Annotated in this window: 9 protein-coding genes; 3 read left to right on the forward strand and 6 right to left on the reverse strand. The window is 70.6% G+C overall.

Translation table 11 applies throughout. The features are described from left to right. The first annotated feature begins 124 nt into the window (after positions 1-124). Positions 125-361 (forward strand): helix-turn-helix domain-containing protein, encoded by a 237-nt coding sequence (locus D7W81_RS14265; protein ID WP_043321491.1) that lies wholly within the window; start codon positions 125-127, stop codon positions 359-361. A gap of 48 nt (positions 362-409) precedes the next feature. Here the strand turns inward: D7W81_RS14265 and D7W81_RS14270 are convergent, their stop codons facing one another. From D7W81_RS14270 to D7W81_RS14295, 6 genes are all read right to left on the reverse strand, one after another. Then, positions 410-1,282 carry a MaoC family dehydratase gene (locus D7W81_RS14270; RefSeq protein ID WP_120555918.1) on the reverse strand — a complete coding sequence of 291 codons (873 nt, stop codon included), beginning with the start codon at positions 1,280-1,282 and terminating at the stop codon, positions 410-412. A 58-nt stretch (positions 1,283-1,340) separates the two neighbouring features. Next, positions 1,341-2,576, reverse strand: a complete 1,236-nt coding sequence (locus tag D7W81_RS14275; RefSeq protein ID WP_120555919.1) for a sigma-54 interaction domain-containing protein — start codon at positions 2,574-2,576, stop codon at positions 1,341-1,343. A gap of 52 nt (positions 2,577-2,628) precedes the next feature. After that, positions 2,629-4,383, reverse strand: a complete 1,755-nt coding sequence (locus D7W81_RS14280) for a hypothetical protein (RefSeq protein WP_147445483.1) — start codon at positions 4,381-4,383, stop codon at positions 2,629-2,631. Between the two features lie 180 nt (positions 4,384-4,563). Next, the gene (locus D7W81_RS14285) at positions 4,564-6,876 is read right to left on the reverse strand and encodes a Kelch repeat-containing protein (RefSeq protein ID WP_244227208.1); all 2,313 of its coding nucleotides are present in this window, start codon (positions 6,874-6,876) and stop codon (positions 4,564-4,566) included. 119 nt (positions 6,877-6,995) lie between these two features. Continuing rightward, entirely contained in the window at positions 6,996-9,230 is a 2,235-nt protein-coding gene (locus tag D7W81_RS14290) for a hypothetical protein (RefSeq protein WP_244227209.1), read from the reverse strand. Next, a complete protein-coding gene (locus D7W81_RS14295; protein ID WP_120555921.1) occupies positions 9,227-11,593 on the reverse strand; it encodes an FdhF/YdeP family oxidoreductase in 2,367 nt (788 codons plus the stop codon). The genes D7W81_RS14290 and D7W81_RS14295 overlap by 4 nt, the downstream gene beginning before the upstream one ends. A 193-nt stretch (positions 11,594-11,786) precedes the next feature. Here D7W81_RS14295 and D7W81_RS14300 point away from each other — a divergent pair, with 193 nt between their 5' ends. Together D7W81_RS14300 and hutU are read left to right on the forward strand one after the other, a co-directional pair. Then, complete coding sequence (locus tag D7W81_RS14300; protein ID WP_120555922.1) at positions 11,787-12,218, forward strand: hypothetical protein; 432 nt, start codon at positions 11,787-11,789, stop codon at positions 12,216-12,218. Between the two features lie 108 nt (positions 12,219-12,326). Then, entirely contained in the window at positions 12,327-13,982 is a 1,656-nt protein-coding gene (gene hutU, locus D7W81_RS14305) for a urocanate hydratase (protein WP_120555923.1), read from the forward strand. Position 13,983: the final 1 nt, after the last annotated feature.

Consider the following 13,983-nt stretch of genomic DNA (forward strand, 5'->3'; position numbering starts at 1 on the left):
GGGGGGAAGCGGGCTGTTGGGGACTTCACGTCCCGGGGAGGCGCTCCCCGGCTGGGCCGCCGTCCGCGCGGGGGGCGTGTGGGATTCAAGTGACGCGAGGGCCGGATGGCGCCATGCTCGGGGGATGACACAGAGTCGGAGAGAGCGGGCCGAAGCGCTTGGCGCCGCGCTGAAGGCAGCGCGGCAGCAGGCGGGGCTCTCCATGGAGGAAGTCGCCGAGCATCTGGAACTGGGCGTGGAAGTCCTGGCCCGCGTCGAGCGAGGGGTGATGGTCCCCACCATCCCCACGCTGAGCCGGCTGTGCGCCCTGATGAAGCTGGATCCGGACAGCCTGCCGGACCTCCCGGAGCTGAGTGATTGACGCGTCTGGCGGGCCCCTCACCGGCCCGCCGGCGCGCCGCCCGTCCCTTCAGCCCAGCCGCCCCACCAGGTGCGGCTTCCCCTCCTCCGACAGCACCCGGAACGCCACGCCCGCGGACTCGCGAGCCGTCTGGAACATCACCCGGGAGGGCAGCAAGAGGGGCTTCTTGAAGTCGCAGTCCAGGCGGAGCGCGTCCGCGTGGCCCGCCTCCCCCAGCTCCGCCACGCAGCGCGCGAGCGTCCACATGCCGTGCGCGATGGCCCGCGGGAAGCCGAAGGGCTTCGCGGTGACAGCGGTGAGGTGGATGGGGTTGAAGTCGCCGGAGGCCCGCGCGTAGCGGCGTCCGGTGTCCGCGGGGATGCTCCAGGGCGCGGGGCGGCTGGACGTGAAGCGTGTGTCCTCTGGCGGCGGAGCCTTGCGAGCGCCGTCCTTGTCCTTCCGGGCAGTGTGGCGGCGCAGCATGGTGCTGACGGCCTGCCACAGCAGCTCGCCCGTGTCCTGGGACTCCACCCGCGTCTCGATGTCGAACTCGTGGCCGGCGGGCACTTCGCGCTGGCCGTCGAAGCGGCAGGCCACGGTGAGCGCGGCGGTGTCCGGCAGGCGGCGGTGCTGCTGGATGTGATTGCGCACGTGCACGATGCCCATCGCGGAGTACGGGAAGTCGGGCAGGCCCAGCAGCTGGAGGTGCAGCGGCGTGGCCATCACCTGCGGGTACGTGAGCGGCAGGAAGCCGTCCACGTCGAAGCCGCACGCGGTGCGGTAGCGCTCCAGCAGCACGGGCGACGCGCGGCAGCCATGTGCCCGCAGCGTCAGGGCCGGCAGCGTGGTGCTGCCCCGGGACTTCCCGAAGGGAACGGCCGCGCGCAGCAGCGTGGCGGGCATCGCCGGGAGCGAGTGCAGGTCGAGGATGGGAGCGGACATGCGGAGGATTCTCCGACACCCGCCTCCGCCGCGCGCGGGATTTGTGAGCCCGCCGGTGTCAGCTCTTGAGTCCGTGCCGGCGCAACAGCCGGTACAGGTAGACGCGGTCCATGTCCGCGGCGGCGGCGGCCTGGGACACCTTGCCTCCGTGCAGCTTGAGGAGCGCTTCGACGTAGTCGCGCTCGAAGGACTCCAGCGCCCGGCGCCGGGACTCCGCGTACGTCAGCGACGGGTCCACCGCGCGAGGAGCAGCGGGGGCCAGGGCATCAGGCGCGGTGGGCGGCAGCGCGCTCTGGAAGACGAGGCAGCGCTCCAGGTGGTTGCGCAATTCGCGCACGTTGCCCGGCCACGCGGCGCGCTGGAGCCTCGCGAGGAAGTCCGGCGTGGTGAGCTTCGCCAGCTGCTCGGGCGTGGCGCCCAGCCCCACGAGGATGCGCTCCACGATGAGCGGGATGTCCTCCGTGCGCTCGCGCAGGGACGGAATGGGGATGCCCACCACCGCGAGGCGGAAGTAGAGGTCCGCGCGGAAGCGGCCCGCCTGGACCTCTTCACGCAGGTCGCGGTGCGTGGCCGCGATGACCCGCACGTTGACCGGCTGGTACGTGTTGGTGCCCAGGCGGCGGATCTCCCGGTTCTCCAAGACGCGCAGCAGCTTCGGCTGGAGCTCGGCGGGGAGCTCGCCGATTTCGTCCAGGAAGATGGTGCCGCCGTCGGCCTCCTCGAAGGCGCCCACGCGGCGCTGGACGGCGCCGGTGAAGGCCCCCTTCTCGTGGCCGAACAGCTCGCTCTCCAGGAGGTTGGCCGGGAGCGCGCCGCAGTCCACGACGAGGAACGGCGCGTTCGCGCGAGCTCCGGCGCGGTGGATGGCGTGCGCCGCGCGGCTCTTGCCCGTGCCCGTCTCCCCTTCCAGCAGCACCGTGGCGTTGCACGCCGCGGCGCACGCCATGCGCTCGAAGCTGGCGCGCGTCGCGGCGGACGTGGCGACCAGGTCTCCGAAGGTCGCCTGCCCCGGAGCCGTCCGCGCCGGGGGCGGCGTCATCGACTCTCCGGTGTCCGGCCCCATCCCCGGGGGGGCCTGCCTCCGCTCGGGCAGCTCGTCCCGTGCGTCGTGGCGCAAGGGCGGATATGCGCCCGTGGATCCGCTCCGCCCCCGGGCTCGCGACTGACGCCACCGGACTCCGTCCACGTAGGTCCCTGGACGTTCATCCGGAGACCGCGCGCGTGCGCCCTTCTGCTCCGGCTTCATCTCGCAGTGGAAACGCGACACGGCGGACTCCTCGTTCGACAGGTTCATTGAGGACACGGTTCCCCCCGGGACCGATGGCGTGTGGTGGACGGCGCTCAGCTCAGTAGGCGCGGAGGATCTTCAGGCGCCAGCCCTGCGGCCACAGCTCGTCGTAGCGGCCGCGGTAGCCGCTGTAGTCCGAGCCATACAGCTGCGACTCGCCCGCGGTGCTCGGACGCCACGCCGCCGTGTAGAGCGTCTGCCCGTTCACCACGTACGGCTCCAGCAACTTCAGGCGCCAGCCCTGCGGCCACAGCGAGTCATACGTCGCGCGGAAGGACGCGTACGTGACGCCGTACACCTGCACCTCGCCCTCGGTGCTGGGACGCCAGACGGCCGTGTAATAGGTCTGCCCGTTCACCACGTACGGCTGGATCAGCTTCAGCCGCCAGCCCTGCGGCCACAGCGAGTCATACGTCGCGCGGTACGACGCGTACGTGGCGCCGTAGACCTGGATCTCGCCCTCGGTGCTCGGGCGCCAGACGGCCGTGTAGTAGGTCTGCCCGCTCACCACGTACGGCTGGAGGATCTTCAGCCGCCAGCCCTGCGGCCACAGCTCGTCGTACTTCGCGCGGAAGGCCGTGTAGCTGGCGCCGTAGAGCTGGATCTCGCCTTCGGTGCTGGGGCGCCAGACGGCGTTGTAGAGCACCTGCGTCCCCACCACGTACGGCTGCAGCGTGTGCAGGCGCCAGCCCTGCGACCAGAGCTGATCATACTTCTCGCGGTAGTCCGCGTAGGTGCGGGCGTAGGCCTGGATTTCCGACTGCGTGCCCGGCTCCCACACCGCCGTGAAGGTGCCCGGCAGGTTGGGGACGCCCACGTCCGTGTACTGGGTGATGCGGCACGTGGAGGTGTTGGGCAGCGGCACCTCGTTGCGGCGCAGCGCACAGGCGCGAATGGCGGCGGCGGCGCTCGCGTTGTTCGCGTCGTAGAGCGTGGAGCCCGGCGTCATCCAGATGGGCGACGCGGGCGAGTGCGGGTTCTTCGCCACCTCCGACGTCGCGGTCGCGCGGATGCCCAGGTCCAGCGCCACGCCGTCGTCGTAGGTCACCTGGTTGTTCGTGCCCATGCGGTGGCAGCCCAGGCACACGTTGCCGGCGACCTCCACCTTGTAGGCCTTCCACGTCGCGAAGTCGGCGCCGATGAAGCGGTAGGGCTGGTCGCGGTTGAAGCCGAAGTCGCCCGCGCCCGGCAGCTTGTTCACGCCCGTCACCTGCGTGAGGTACGGCGAGCGGACGATGGCCCCGTTGTCATGGCAGCGCACGCAGCGGATGGACGCCGTGTCCGCGGGCGTCTTCCAGCTCCACGCGCCCGTGCCCTTGGAGGGGGCCTTCACGTCCGCGCCGTAGAGGGTGCCCAGCGCCTGGTAGAAGCAGGTGGCGCCGTTCTTCTTGTTCGTCTGGATGACAGCGATGTCGCCGTAGTAGTTCGCCGCGTTCCCCTGCTTGCGGCAGTGCGCGACGATGGACACGTCCGCCGTGTCCTTCAGCACCTGGAAGCGGCTGCCCGGGTCGCACTGCTGGTTGAGCCGGTTGGGCCGGTCACACTTGCCGTTGACGTGGTTCGTCGTGGGCACCACCGTGCCCAGCTCGCAGTTGAAGTCCGGCACCGTCGCGCCGATGGCCGCGTCACACTTGGCCGCGTACTGCTCCAGCGTGTCCGACAGCGCCGACGCCTGCTGCGCGAGGACGGGCTCGTCGGAGGACGACACGAGCCGGTGCTCGGCGTTCATTCCGGAGCCCTCGCCACAGGCACCGAGTCCCGCCGTGACAGCCAGGCCCAGCAGGGCCCACGCCGCACGCAACGAAGTCTTCATGATGAATGCCTCTCGCTTCCCTGGAGACGCGCGCGCCATTGCGCACGCGGAGGCATGCCTTCCCGTCAGCCGACGGACGGACCTGTTGCCCGGGACCCCTCCCGGGCGTGTTCCAACACCCCTCATCCGCCTTTACGCCGGGGGCGTTGGATATTCCCGGACAATTTCCGGGCTATTCGCTCATGGGGTGTACAGCTCGGCCGTCGTCACGGCGGCATTGGAGGTGTCGTATCCCCCCGACACCAGGACCTTGCCCGTGGGCAGCAGCGTCACCGTCGGCCGACCGCGCGAGGCGGGCATGGTCAGGGCCTGGCTCCACGTCCCCGTGGCAGGGTCGTACAGCTCCGGGGTGTTCCGGAGGTCCTTGCCGTATTCGCCGCCGATGCCTCCCGAAACGAACACCTTTCCATTGGGGAGCAACACCGCCTCGTGCAGGTAACGGTTCAAGGCCAGGGATGCGGTGGGACTCCAGGTGCCCGTGCTCGGATCGTACAGCTCCGCCGTCGCAACGCCCCGCTCCGCGTACGTGCCGTATCCCCCCGAGACGAGCACCTTGCCGTTGGGCAGCAGCGTCGCGGTATGTCGGTTGCGCGGGTGGACCATGGAACCGGTGGGGCTCCACGTCCCCGTGGCCGGATCGTACAGCTCCGCCGTGGCCAGGGCGCCCACCGAGGCCTCGGTCCCCCCCGAGACGAGCACCTTCCCATTGGGCAGCAGCACCGCCGCGAGCATGTAGCGAGGCACCGACATGGATCCGGTGAGGCTCCAGGTGCCCGTGGCTGGATCGTACAGTTCCGCCGTCGCCGTGTCGCTCGAGGTCATCCCCCCCACGATGAGCGCCTTGCCATTGGGCAGCAGCAGCGCCTGATGCCCCTGGCGCGGGGCGGACATCGAACCGGAGACGCTCCAGGTGCCCGTAGCCGGGTCGTAGACCTCCGTGAACCTGGAGCTGGTTCCCGCGACGACCACCTTTCCGTTAGGCAGCAGGGTCGCCGTCTGGCTGCCCTTCATGAGCGACAGGGAGCCCGTGGGGCTCCAGGTGCCCGTGGCCGGATCGTACAGCTCCGCGGACTGCAGGCCGCCCGTCCCCTTGGAACCCGCCACGGCAAGCACCTTTCCATTGGCGAGCACGGTCGTCGAATGGAAGAAGCGCTGCTCGACCATCGCCCCAGTCGAGGCCCAGGCCTCGGTAGTACACACCAGCAGGCCCGTCACCACGAAGGTCTTGGTGCTCTGCATGCCAAGCGCATTGGTGACGGTGACCGTGAGGCTGGGAGGATCAGCGTCGACACATGCGGGGGCCGTCCACGCAACGATGCTGCTGGAGGCATCCGTCGTGGTCGCGCCCAAGGTCCCCGCGCTGGCCGTCCAGTCGAAGGTGAGCGCGGAACCCGCCGGATCGCTCGCCCTCACCTCGAAGGTGAGGGTCTGCTGAGCACTGGCCGACGGTCTGGCGGGCTGGGCGTACGTCACCACGGGCGGCAGCCGCCAGGCGGCCTGGGCGACACACAGCGCCACGCTGCCTGTGTTCAGCCCTCCCCGGCCATCCGTCACCGTCACCCGCACCTGGCAGTTGTTGCAGGCGCCCAAGGGCCTGGCCGAGGGAGTGAACGTGGCGTTCGCGGTGCTGGCCCCCGTGAAGCTGCCCTCGCACGTCGCGCTCCACTGGTAGCTCAGCGGGTCTCCGTCCCCATCCGTGGCCACCACCGACAGCGCCGTCTGCTGGCCCACGTCCATCAAGGAACGCGAGGATGTCAGGGACGTCACCCCGGGGGAGGTGTTGAAGCCGATCGTCACCTCCTGGGCCCCCGTGACCGCGGAAACCGACACCGTGAGGTTCACCACGAGGCTCGCCCCGTGCTGGTCGCTCACCGTGAGGGACAAGGGCACCTCGCCCTCCATCAAGGGCGCCGTCCAGTTGGTGCTCGCATTCGAGGGGAAGCCGAAGCTGCCCGAAGGCGCGGTCCAGGCATAGCTCATGGTGTCGCCCGCATTGGGATCATGCGCGCTGACCGCGAGGAAGATGCTGCCTCCCGGGTGCACCGTGGTGCCGCTCGCCACCATCGAGTCGATGATCGGCGCCTCGTTGATGAAGGGGGGCGGATCCGTGACCGCCTGAAGGACCAAGGTGACCAGGCCCGTGGAGCCCGCGGTCACGGTGATGCCCTCGGCCCTTCCCTCGTAGAGCAGGGCGTTGGACGCGGAGAAGGCCTGGGCGAGGAAGGTGCGGTTCGATCCAGGAGGAATGGCCCCCAGCACGCCTCCCCACGTGCCATCGGTGAGCGACAGCTCGGTGGACAGCGACGCCATGTCGGAGGCGGAGACCGTGACCTTGACGCGGGACACATCCCCCGGAGCGGCCTGGGGTGTGGAGACGGCGAGCCGCACCGAGCCGGTGGAGGGCACATTCACGACGGGGTTGATGCCAGGCTCACAGCCCGGCAGCCCTGCCAGCACGAGGAACAGCGGCACGACGAAACGCAGCAAGCGCACGACGACTTCCTTTCAGGAAGCTTGAGAAGGAACCGGGTTGGAGGGACGTGTGCACTTTAGGATGTTTCCCAGCCGCACGACATTGACCCGGGGCGCCACGGGATGAACGCCCCGGACCGTCAGCGGACCGTGAGGTCCACCACGAACTCCGCGGCGCTGTCCCCCTCGCGCGCCGCCTCCACCACGTCGGGCCGCTCGTCCCCCACCCACAGGCCCAGCACGTCGTAGACCAGCCACTGCGCCAGGGACCGGGAGGCCCCCTGCGCGGCCTCGCGCGGCACACCGGACAGGGCGCCCTGCGACTCCATCAGGGCCCGGGCCAGCCGGGCAGGCATCACCCACAGCTCCGGGCGCACGAAGGCGGGCACCAGGAAGAGGCAGAACGCGGCCTCCGTGCGCGCGAGCAGCGCGTCCAGACGATCGCGGCCCAGACGGAAAGTGGGCAGCCACTGCCCTTCCCCGCGCTGCTCCAGCTTCGCCACCGGCACCCGGACCACGCGGCGCGTGCGCACGAAGCCCTCGCGCTCCACGGACACGACGAAGGCCACCTCCGTGCCTCCCTCCGTGGACGGGGCCGGCTGGCGGTGCACGGCCATGGACAAGGACAGCGGTGAGGCCACCAGCGACCCCAGGGCCGTCTGCACGTGCTCCAGCTCCGAGCGCAGCCCTTCGAGCAACCCCGCGACCAGCTCCGACGTCTCCTCGCGGAAGCGCTGGGGATGACGCTGGGCCACTTCCGATTCCATGCGCCCCACCGCGCCCACGAGCAGGTCCTCCAGGTCGCGATCTCGCAGCCAGGTGCGGCCGCCCACGGGCACCGCGCGCGTCGCGTGCAGGTGGCGCAGGGAGGCGGTCAGCGTCGTGGGCTCGGAGGGCTCGATGGGAGGCGCGTGCTTCCCCTGCCCTGCCCCGGCCTGGAGGTAGGACTGGATCGCGCGAGCGCGGAAGCGGGCCCGGGGAGAAGGATGCTCCAGCATGCGGCGCACCAGCCGCCGGTCCGTGGCGTTGCGCACGAGCGCCAGCGTGGCCAGCTCCGCCTCCGACGAGGCTTCATCGGGCGCGCACCACAGGAGGAACTCGATGGCCGCCTTGCGCAGCACGGGCTTCCTGCCCATGCGCCAGGTGACCTCCTTGCGCCAGGCGACCAGTCCGTCCAGGCCGGGCCGCGCGGGCGTACGGAAGCGAGGCCACATCTCCGCGCACTCCTCCGCCAGCCACACCAGGTGCGTGAAGCCGGGCAGGGACTCCAGCTTCGCGCGGGCACGGGCGCGCCGCTCGAAGGCCTCCGGCACGCCGCGCCGGATGGAGGCACGGAACAGGCGCTCCTCCAGCCACAGCAGCGCGAGCGCCAGCGCGGGCTCGCTCTTGCGCATCGTGCCCTGGCAGTGGTCGAGCACGAAGCGCGCGTGGCCCAGGTCGGCGGCCGTCTCGAAGTCGCTCTGCACGAGCGCGCCCAGGGCTCCGCGCAGCCCGTCCACCGGGGGCGCGTCGAAGAGCGTGAGCAGGTCGCAGAGGTTCTCCACCACCGCGGGCGGCCCGCCCACCTCCACGGTGCGCGCCAGCAGGAGCCCCGCGCGCGAGCACCAGTCCGGCTCCTTGCGCCCGTTGGGATAGCACGCGAGGAAGCCGCGCATGCCGCCGCGGCCGTCCTCCGACGTGGCCAGCGAGAAGAGGCGTTCCCCCAGCACTTCACTCGCTTCGCGCCAGGGGATGCGCGCGGCGCGCGTGCGGATGAAGTCGGTGAGCTTGTCGCGGCCACCTTCGCGGGTGTCGGGGAGCAGCGCGCGCAGCTGCTCCAGCAGGTCCACCGACTTCGCCCCCGTCCCCATGACGTACTTGAGGTCCACCTCCACGGTGTCCTGGAAGCGCAGCGCGCGGCCGTCGTAGGTGCAGGGCACGTCGCGCACCAGCGTCGACAGCGCCTCCGGGTGTCGCTTGAGGTAGCGCGTCAGCACCGTGGACAGGGTCACGGTGCTCTCACGCTGGATGCGCTCGGCGTTCTCCATGTCGCCCGCGTCACGGAGCGCCGTCACCGCGGCCCGCTGCCGCGCGAGCAACTGCTTCAGCAGCCCCGGGCGCGGGTCTTCGTACGGCCAGAGCAGCTCGTTGAGCGTGGACAGGAGGAAGAGCAGCTCCGCCGGAGTGCGCTCGCCTGGGGACAGCCGCTCCCATGCGGCAGCCTGGGCCCGGTTGCGCTCCTCCAACGAAGCACCGCGCACCCAGCGGGCGAACTCCTCGCGCCAGTCCGCGCTCGACGCCACGGCCTCCTGCGGCGCCGTGGCGGCGACGCGCGCGTGGAGGGCCTGGAGGGCCTCCGGCCAGGAGGCTTCAACCCACTGCTGCGACAGGCTCACCCGGACCTCGAGGTGCTGACGGGGACCAGGGCCGTGGGCTCGGGACTGGGGGCCACGGTGATGATCACGGACTTCGACGTGGGCGTGCGGCTCTTCTCCGCGAAGCTGTCCACCGGCACCAGCACGTTCGCTTCCGGGAAGTAGGTGGCCGCGCACTGGCGCGGGATGTTGTACGGCACCACCAGGAACTCGCGCGCCACCCGCGTCTCGCCCTGGAAGTGGCTGGTGAGGTCTACCTTCTGCCCCGCCGTCAGCCCGCGTGCCTTCACGTCCTCCGGGTGCAGGAACACCACGCGCCGCCCCTGGTGGATGCCCCGGTAGCGGTCGTCCAATCCATACACGGTGGTGTTGTACTGATCATGCGAGCGCACCGTCATCATCATCAGCTGGCCGGGCTCCAGCCGGTGGCGCGGCATCGCGTGCACCGTGAAGTGCGCCTTGCCATCCTTCGTCGTGAAGCGCCCCTCGCGAGGACCGTTGGGCAGCGCGAAACCGTTGCGCTCGCGCACGCGGCGGTTGAAGTCCTCGAAGCCCGGGATGCAGCGCTGGATGAGCTCGCGCACCCGGTCGTAGTCCTCCACCAGGGACAGCCACGACACCTTCGAGCGCGCCCCCAGCACCGCCTGCGCCAGCCGGGCCACGATGACGGGCTCGCTGAGCAGGTGCTCGGACGCGGGGGCCACGGCGCCGCGCGACGCGTGCACCATCCCCATCGAGTCCTCCACCGTCACGAACTGCCGCCCCGCCGCCTGCACGTCGTGCTCGGTCCGCCCCAGGCACGGGAGGATGAGCGCGCGCTGGCCATGCACCAGGTGCGCGCGGTTGAGCTTCGTGGACACGTGCACCGTGAGCCGCGCACGCCGGAGCGCCCGCGCGGTGAACTCCGTGTCCGGCGTGGCCGACAGGAAGTTGCCGCCCATGGCGAAGAACACCTTCACGCGCCCGTCGTGCAGCGCCTGGAGCGTCCCCACCGTGTCCAGGCCCCTGTGGCGCGGCGGCTCGAAGCCGAACTCCTTCGACAGCGCGTCCATGAACTCCGGCTTGGCGTGCTCCCAGATGCCCATGGTGCGGTCGCCCTGCACGTTGCTGTGACCGCGCACCGGGCACACGCCCGCGCCCTGCTTGCCGATGCTGCCGCGCAACAGCGTGAGGTTCACGATCTCCTGGATGTTGCCCACCGCGTTCCGGTGCTGCGTCAGGCCCATGGCCCAGCAGAAGATGGTGCGCTCGGAGCGCGCCAGGATGTCCGCCGCCGCTTCAAGCTGGTCGCGCGGGACGCCGCTCTCCTCCACCACGTCGTCCCAGGACACCGTGGCCAGGTGCGCGGCGTACGCATCGAAGCCCGTCGTCTTGCCCTCGACGAAGGCCCGGTCCACCACCGTGCCCGGCGCCTTCGCCTCCCGGTCCAGCAGCGCCTTGCCCAGGCCCTGGAGGAGCGCCACGTCGCCGTTGATGCGCACCTGGAGGAACAGCTTGTTCAGCGCCGTGCCCGGGCCGAACAGGTGCAGCACCTCCTGCGGGTGCTTGAAGCGGTTGAGCCCCGTCTCCGGCAGCGGGTTGACGCTGACGATTTCACAGCCCCTGCGCGCGGCGGCCTGGAGCGCCGTCAGCATGCGCGGGTGGTTGGTGCCCGGGTTCTGCCCGATGACGAAGATGGCCTGCGCGTGGTCGAAGTCCTCCAGCGTCACGGACCCCTTGCCAATGCCAATCGTCTCCGACAGCCCCGTGCCGCTGGACTCGTGGCACATGTTCGAGCAGTCCGGCAGGTTGTTGGTGCCGAACTGCCTCACGAACAACTGGTACAGGAACGCGGCCTCGTTGCTCGTGCGGCCGGACGTGTAGAAGGCCGCCTCGTCGGGCGAACCCAGCGCGTTCAGCTCCTCCGCCACCAGCGCGAAGGCCTCATCCCAGGAGATGGGGGCGTAGTGCGTCGCGCCCTCGCGCAGCACCATGGGGTGCGTGAGCCGGCCCGCCTTGCCCAGCCACAGGTCGGACTGCTCCGCGAGCCGCGCCACGCTCCAGTCGCGGAAGAACTCCGGCGTCACGCGCTCCTGCGTGCCCTCCTCCGCCACCGCCTTCGCGCCGTTCTCGCAGTACTCCTGCACGGAGCGGTGCTGTGGATCCGGCCAGGCGCACCCGGGGCAGTCGAAGCCGTCCTCCTGGTTGATCTTCCAGAGGAGCTTGCCGCCGCGCCACGGGCCCGCTTCGCCCAGCACGTGCTTGAGCGCGCTCAAGACCGCGGGCACCCCGCCCGCCACCGTCTTCACCGGCCCCACCTCCGGAGCCTTCGCCTCCAACGGTGGCTGGGCCGCCGGCACCGCCAACGCGTCCCCGTCCTGCCCCTGTCCCGGTCCCTGATCCATGTCCCACCTCTTCGCGCGGCGCGACTCTACCGCGACCGCGCCCTCCCGGCAGTTCGGGGGCCCCGCTCCCCATTCTCCCGGCATCAACGATGAACGTGATTTCCAAGCTTCACGGGGTTCAGGCAGGATGGGCTTCACGCGGAGTGCCCCCCGGCGCCCCGCGCCAACCCCCGCAAGCAGGAGTCATCCCCCAATGAAGGCCTTCCGTTCCGCCATCGTCGCGGCGCTGTTCTTGTCCCTCCCCGCCCTCGCCGCCCCGGCGGTCCACAGCATCTGGTCCAGCCGCGGCTTCTTCGTCGCTGACAACACCGGCAGCTACCCGGTGACGAGCGGCAACGCCGTCGTCGCGTGGGACCAGTCCACCAACACCGCGTTCGTGAACTTCCACGGGGTCGCGGGCGGCAACACCTATGACTTCGAGCTGGTGGGCTCGCCGGCCATCGCGACCAGCGTGGACGACATCAGCGGCATCTGGAACATCCGCCGCAACGGCGCGTTCATCTGCACCGGCTGCTCGGGCACCGCCTACTGGCTGAGCCAGCCCGTGGGCAACTACTTCAAGTTCTGGGACTCCACGAACGTGTTCCACTTCAGCGCCTACATCGACGCGCGCAAGGACTACTGACGCACGGCGTCCAGCGTGTCCTGGAGCAACGCTGGCCCTGCACGCAAGCCCCCCGCGGCCCCGGGGGTTCGATTAGGGTGGGCGCCCCCTTCTCCAGGAGTCTTCCGCATGTCCCGCATCATCCGCGCCTCTCGCGGCACCACCCTCTCCTGCAAGGGCTGGGTGCAGGAGGCCGCGCTCCGGATGCTGATGAACAACCTCGACCCGGAAGTGGCCGAGCAGCCCGGAGACCTGGTCGTCTACGGCGGCACCGGCAAGGCCGCCCGGGACTGGCCCTCGTTCGACCGCATCGTCTCCAGCCTCCAGAGCCTCACCGACGACGAGACGCTGCTCGTGCAGTCCGGCAAGCCCGTGGGCATCCTGCGCACGCACCCGGACGCGCCGCGCGTGCTCATCGCCAACTCCAACCTCGTGGGCCACTGGGCCAACTGGGAGCACTTCCACGAGCTGGAGAAGAAGGGCCTGATGATGTACGGCCAGATGACGGCCGGCTCGTGGATCTACATCGGCACGCAGGGCATCCTGCAGGGCACCTACGAGACCTTCGCCGCCGCGGGCCGCTTCCACTTCGGCAACGAGGACCTGGCCGGCCGTCTCATCCTCTCCGGCGGCCTGGGCGGCATGGGCGGCGCGCAGCCGCTGGCCGCGACCATGAACAACGCCGTGTTCCTGGGCGTCGAAATCGATCCGCACCGCGCCCAGCGCCGCGTGGAGACGCGCTACCTGGACGTCGTGGCCAAGGACCTGGATGAGGCGCTGGCGCTGGCGAAGGACGCGCAACAGAAGCGCGTGGGCCGCTCCATCGGCATCATCGGCAACGCGGCGTCGGTGTTCCGGGAGCTGTACAAGCGCGGCATCAAGCCGGACCTCGTGACGGACCAGACGAGCGCGCATGATCCGCTCAACGGCTACATCCCCACGGACCTGTCGCTGGAAGCGGCGGCGGAGCTGCGCAAGCGCGACCCGGAGGGCTACGTGAAGCGCGCCCGCGAGTCGATGATCATGCACGTGCAGGCCATGAACGACTTCCAGGCCGCGGGCAGCCACGTCTTCGACTACGGCAACAACCTGCGCGGCCAGGCGAAGGTGGGCGGGATGCAGAACGCCTTCGAGTTCCCCGGCTTCGTGCCCGCGTACATCCGCCCGCTGTTCTGCGAGGGCATGGGGCCCTTCCGCTGGGTGGCGCTGTCCGGAGACCCGGAGGACATCCGCCGCACGGACCGCGCGGTGCGCGAGCTGTTCCCGCAGAAGGCGTCGCTCAACCGCTGGCTGGACATGGCCCAGGAGCGCGTGGCGTTCCAGGGCCTGCCCGCGCGCATCTGCTGGCTGGGCTACGGCGAGCGCGCCAAGGCGGGCCTCGCCTTCAATGAGCTGGTCCGCAAGGGCGAGGTGAAGGCGCCCATCGTGATTGGCCGCGACCACCTGGACTGCGGCAGCGTGGCGTCTCCCAACCGTGAGACGGAGGCCATGAAGGACGGCTCGGATGCGGTGGGGGACTGGCCCATCCTCAACGCGCTGGTGAACGCGGTGAACGGCGCGTCGTGGGTGTCGTTCCACCACGGCGGCGGCGTGGGCATGGGCTACTCGCTGCACGCGGGCCAGGTCATCGTCGCGGACGGCACGCCGGAGGCCGCGCGCCGCATCGAGCGCGTGCTCACGTCCGACCCCGGCATGGGCGTGCTGCGCCACGCGGACGCGGGCTATCCGGAGGCCATCGACGTGGCGAAGGAGCGGGGCGTGCGCATCCCCGGCCTCACCGCCTAGA

The sequence above is a fragment of the Corallococcus aberystwythensis genome, assembly GCF_003612165.1.
Taxonomy (GTDB): Bacteria; Myxococcota; Myxococcia; order Myxococcales; family Myxococcaceae; genus Corallococcus; species Corallococcus aberystwythensis.

Bases quoted from the DNA above. Each gene is read 5' to 3' on its own strand.
- hutU (WP_120555923.1), top strand. From the start codon at position 12,327: ATGTCCCGCATCATCCGCGCCTCTCGCGGCACCACCCTCTCCTGCAAG.
- D7W81_RS14300 (WP_120555922.1), top strand. From the start codon at position 11,787: ATGAAGGCCTTCCGTTCCGCCATCGTCGCGGCGCTGTTCTTGTCCCTC.
- D7W81_RS14265 (WP_043321491.1), top strand. From the start codon at position 125: ATGACACAGAGTCGGAGAGAGCGGGCCGAAGCGCTTGGCGCCGCGCTG.
- D7W81_RS14275 (WP_120555919.1), bottom strand. From the start codon at position 2,576: ATGAACCTGTCGAACGAGGAGTCCGCCGTGTCGCGTTTCCACTGCGAG.
- D7W81_RS14280 (WP_147445483.1), bottom strand. From the start codon at position 4,383: ATGAAGACTTCGTTGCGTGCGGCGTGGGCCCTGCTGGGCCTGGCTGTC.
- D7W81_RS14270 (WP_120555918.1), bottom strand. From the start codon at position 1,282: ATGTCCGCTCCCATCCTCGACCTGCACTCGCTCCCGGCGATGCCCGCC.
- D7W81_RS14295 (WP_120555921.1), bottom strand. From the start codon at position 11,593: ATGGATCAGGGACCGGGACAGGGGCAGGACGGGGACGCGTTGGCGGTG.